General features: G+C 68.0%; 5 protein-coding genes. 4 read left to right on the top strand and 1 reads right to left on the bottom strand.

Annotated elements, in window-relative coordinates:
- Positions 1 to 175 (bottom strand): NRDE family protein (locus D183_RS26405; RefSeq protein WP_198527649.1); only part of this gene is annotated, 175 nt, incomplete at its 3' end.
- 326 nt (positions 176 to 501) lie between these two features.
- Here D183_RS26405 and mraZ point away from each other — a divergent pair.
- The 4 genes from mraZ to D183_RS0108395 all read left to right on the top strand — a co-directional run.
- Entirely contained in the window at positions 502 to 948 is a 447-nt protein-coding gene (mraZ, locus tag D183_RS0108410) for a division/cell wall cluster transcriptional repressor MraZ (protein ID WP_026144304.1), read from the top strand.
- Positions 949 to 962: 14 nt separating this feature from the next.
- A complete protein-coding gene (gene rsmH / locus D183_RS0108405) occupies positions 963 to 2,075 on the top strand; it encodes a 16S rRNA (cytosine(1402)-N(4))-methyltransferase RsmH (protein WP_017908614.1) in 1,113 nt (370 codons plus the stop codon).
- Positions 2,072 to 2,335, top strand: a complete 264-nt coding sequence (ftsL, locus tag D183_RS0108400; protein WP_010344441.1) for a cell division protein FtsL — start codon at positions 2,072 to 2,074, stop codon at positions 2,333 to 2,335. Before rsmH ends, ftsL begins: the two co-directional genes overlap by 4 nt.
- Positions 2,332 to 4,066, top strand: a 1,735-nt coding sequence (locus tag D183_RS0108395) for a peptidoglycan D,D-transpeptidase FtsI family protein (RefSeq protein WP_017908613.1), incomplete at its 3' end; no start/stop codon positions are given. The genes ftsL and D183_RS0108395, both read left to right, overlap by 4 nt.

The following is a 4,066-nucleotide window of genomic DNA, read 5'->3' as shown; positions in this document are numbered from 1 at the left end:
CCAGCCCCACCCAGGTGCCGCCGGAGCGCAGGTCGCGCCCGGCCAGCAGGCGCTGCGCCGGGGCCGGCCAGCGCTGCAGCGGCGCGGTCGGGCGGGCGTGGAATTCGTCGCGGTTGCCGACCAGCAGCAAGCGCCATCGCGGGTGCGCAGCGTGCGCGAGAACGACCAGACACATGCCCGGCAGTGTGCGCGCTTGCGCAACGCGGCGCGAGCCTGGGCGCCATGTCGACGGCCGGTGACGACCGCCTTAACGCCGCGTACACAGGCCTGAATTTCCGTTCAATCTCAAAATTTGAGACGAAACAGTAACTTGTGGATAAGCCTTGAACAAGTCTCTAAAGATCGTTGCAAACCATTGATCCCGCTAGCGATTTACCGCTCGCAAAGTTGTTGACAACCCGTTGCGCGCTGCTAAGGTGGGCACTTGAGGGGAAACCGGGTTTTTTGTGGTTTTTCGTGGTTCAATGACCGCCCAGGCGGATTCGGAAAGGTGCAGGCGTCGTGTTTCAGGGCGAGACCGCAATCACTGTGGACGACAAGGGGCGTATGGCGGTTCCCACCGCGTACCGCGACCTCGTCGCGCGCGTGAGCGGCAATCGGCTGGTGCTGACCTACAACCCGTTCGAGGCCGGCTGCCTGTGGCTGTATGCGGAGAAGGAGTGGGAGCGGGTCCGTGACGACGTCATGGCCAAGCCCAACACCCAGCGCGTGGTGCGGGTCCTGCAGCAAAAGCTGGTGGGTTCGTCGGCGGCGCTGGAGCTGGACGCCAACGCCCGCATCACCATTCCGCCGAGCCATCGCGCCGCGGTGGGCATTGAAAAGCGCGCCGTGCTGTTGGGCATGGGCGACAAGTTCGAACTGTGGAGCGAGCAGGCTCATCGCGCACTGATCCAGCAGACGTTGTCTGACGAGGATCTGGGCGATGGATTGCTCGATCTGAAGTTGTGAGTCGGGGTGTCCGGATGCGCGGACAGGCGCAGGCCGGTCACCTCCCGGTGTCGCAACCATCGGCGGCGCATGTGCCGGTGTTGTTCGCGCAGGTCCTGGACGGGCTGCAGGTGATCGAAAACGGAATCTATCTGGATGGCACGTTCGGGCGTGGCGGACACGCGCGCGGGGTGCTGCACAAACTCGGCCCAGGAGGCCGGCTGCTGGTGATGGACAAGGATCCCGAGGCGATCGCCGAAGCCGAACATGCGTTCGGCGGCGACGCGCGCGTGTCCATCTATCGCGGCAGCTTCGCCGAGCTGGGCCAGTGGGACGCCGCCGTTGCCCTGGACGGAGTGCTGTTCGACCTGGGCGTGTCCTCGCCGCAGCTGGACGTGGCCGCGCGCGGCTTCTCCTTCGGCAAGGACGGCCCGCTGGACATGCGCATGGACCCGGACGCTGGCGAGAGCGCCGCGCAGTGGCTGGCGCGCGCCGAGGAGCGCGAGATCGCCGACGTGCTGTGGACCTACGGTGAAGAGCGGCAGAGCCGGCGCATCGCCCGCGCCATCGTCGCCCGCCGCGAGAAGCAGCCGCTGACCCGCACCGCCGAACTGGCCGAGCTGATCGCCAGCGTGATGCCGCGCGGCGACAGCAAGACCCACCCGGCCACCCGCAGCTTCCAGGCCATCCGCATCCACATCAACCGCGAGCTGGCCGATCTGGAGACCGGCCTGGACGCCGCGCTGGCCCGGCTCAAGCCCGGCGGCCGCCTGGCGGTGATCAGCTTCCACTCGCTGGAAGATCGCATCGTCAAGCAGTTCATGCAGCGCCACGCCAAGGCCCCGCCGAGCAACCGTCGCCTGCCCGAGGCCACGACCTTCGTGCCGACCCTGCGCCTGCACGGCGGCGCGATCAGGGCCGACGCCGACGAACTGGCGGTCAATCCGCGCGCGCGCAGCGCGGTGTTGCGAGTGGCGGAGAAGCTGGGAATCGGGAGTCGGGAATCGGGAATCTGGAAAGGCGAAAGCAAGAGCGCGCTTCCCGGTACGGAAGGTTTCCGTGCGCAGTCGACCGGCTCTTCCCCATTCCCCATTCCCGTTTCCCCATTCCCGCCGGCGCATGGCGCGCTCCACAGGAGCGCCCAATGAGCCGGTTGCTGCTGCTCGTGCTGCTCGCCTGCACCATCGCCTCGGCAATCGGGGTGGTGTACATGCGCCATCGCCATCGCCAGTTGTTCGTGGAGCTGTCGCGGCTGGAGCACAACCGCGACGAGCTGAACATCGAGTTCGGCCGGCTGCAGCTGGAGCAGGCGACCTGGGCCGAGAGCAATCGCGTCGACCAGGTCGCGCGCGAGCGGCTGGGGATGAAGTTCCCCGAGACCGGCGACATCGTGGTGGTGCGTCCGTGAACAAGAGCGGCCGCAATCGCCCCCGCAGCAACTTCAACCTGCGCGGCCGCCTGGTGCTGGTCGGCGCGGCGCTGGGCCTGTGCTCGGTGACCCTGATCGGCCGCGCGGCCTACGTGCAGCTGATCAACAGCGATTTCTACCAGCGCCAGGGCGAGGCGCGCTACCTGCGCGAGCTGCCGATCGCCACCTCGCGCGGCATGATCACCGACCGCAACGGCGAGCCGCTGGCGGTGTCCACGCCGGTGGAGTCGATCTGGGTCAATCCGCAGGAACTGCTGCGCAGCCCGGACCGCATCCCGCAGCTGGCGCAGGCGCTGGAGCTGCCGGTCGACGAACTCACCGCCAAGCTCTCGCAGAAGGCGGACAAGGAGTTCATGTACCTCAAGCGCCGGATCAATCCGGACAAGGCGCATGCGGTGGTCGCGCTGGGCATCCCCGGCGTGTTCTCGCAGCGCGAATTCCGCCGCTTCTACCCGCAGGGCGAAGCGATGGCGCATGTGCTGGGCTTCACCAACATCGACGACCGTGGTCAGGAAGGGCTGGAGCTGGCGTTCGATTCGTGGCTGCGCGGCAAGCCGGGCGCCAAGCGGGTGATCCGCGACCGCAAGGGCGCGATCGTCGAGAGCATCGACCTGGTCAAGCCGGCGCAGCCGGGCAAGGACCTGACCCTGAGCATCGACCGCCGCATCCAGTTCCTGGCCTACAAGGAACTGCGCAACGCGCTGGTCGAGAACAAGGCCGCCGGCGGCTCGATCGTGATCATGGACGTGGCCACCGGCGAAATCCTGGCCATGGTCAACCTGCCGACCTACAACCCCAATGCGGTCAACGGGGTCAACCCGGACGTGCGCCGCAACCGCGCGGTCACCGACCTGGTCGAGCCGGGCTCGACGATGAAGCCGCTGACCATCTCCACCGCGCTCAAGGCCGGGGTGGTGACCAAGGACACGCTGATCGACACCAACCCCGGCTACATGTCGGTGGGCCGCTTCACGATCAAGGACGTGCCGCGCAACAACGGCGTGCTGACCGTGACCGGGGTGATCACCCGCAGCTCCAACATCGGCGCGGCCAAGATCGCGGCCAAGCTGCCGGACCAGACCTTCTACGACCAGGTCCACAGCTACGGCTACGGCAGCTCCCCGCACAGCGGCTTCCCCGGCGAATCGGCCGGCGTGTTTCCGTCGCCGGCACGCTGGAGCGGTTCGTCCAAGACCACCATGTCCTACGGCTACGGCCTGTCGGTGACGCCGCTGCAGATCGCCCGCGCCTACTGCGCGCTGGGCAATGGCGGGCGCCTGGTGACCCCAACCTTCGTCAAGGGCCAGCACGAGGACAGCAAGCAGGTGCTGGACCCGGCGATCTCCAAGGAAGTGGTGGCGATGATGGAGACCGTGGTCACCCAGGGCGGCGCCAAGGGCGCGGCGATCCTGGGCTACCACGTCGCCGGCAAGACCGGCACCGCGCGCAAGGCCGGCCCCGGCGGCTACGAGCGCGGCCACTACAACGCGCTGTTCGCGGGCCTGGTGCCGGCGAGCAACCCGCGCTTCGCCACGGTCATCGTCATCAACGACCCGCAGGGCGCCAAGTACTACGGCGGCCTGGTCTCGGCGCCGGTGTTCCACAACGTGATGGAAGGCGCGCTGCGGCTGATGGACGTGCCGCCGGACGACATCCAGTCGTGGCTGGCCGCGCAGGCCGCCGGCAAGAGCGGCCACGCGCCGCCGCCGG

Source organism: Xanthomonas sp. SHU 199 (assembly GCF_000364665.1).
Classification (GTDB): domain Bacteria; phylum Pseudomonadota; class Gammaproteobacteria; order Xanthomonadales; family Xanthomonadaceae; genus Xanthomonas_A; species Xanthomonas_A sontii.
This window is presented reverse-complemented; position numbering and strand designations above follow the sequence as displayed.